Origin of the sequence: Psychrobacter sp. TB55-MNA-CIBAN-0194 (assembly GCF_040309505.1) — a bacterium.
GTDB lineage: Bacteria > Pseudomonadota > Gammaproteobacteria > Pseudomonadales > Moraxellaceae > Psychrobacter > Psychrobacter fozii.
In genome coordinates this window covers 1-249 of sequence record NZ_JBEOOW010000602.1, presented here as the reverse complement: position 1 = coordinate 249, position 249 = coordinate 1, and the positions used below count along the sequence as shown (strand labels likewise).

At 42.6% G+C, this 249-nt stretch carries 1 pseudogene; it reads left to right on the top strand.

Features of this window, described 5'->3' with window-relative positions:
* Positions 1–249 (top strand): annotated as a pseudogene (locus AAEY75_RS16435) (hypothetical protein); the annotation flags it as partial.

Below are 249 nucleotides of genomic sequence, written 5' to 3'. Positions count from 1 at the left end.
ATCTTGTGCAGAGCCAGACAAAAATGGTGCTACATGATGAGTGGAACACCTTACTCAACCGTCATGTTAAACCGATTAATTCAGGCCACAGTAGCGCGATAGATTACGCAGCAATACAACAAGATCGAGCCATATTGACCAGGTATCTCAACCAACTGAGTCAGATAACCCAAACTAAATTTGATGCTTGGGACAAAGAATCGCAATTGGCATTTTTAATCAATGCTTACAACGCGTGGACCGTTGAAC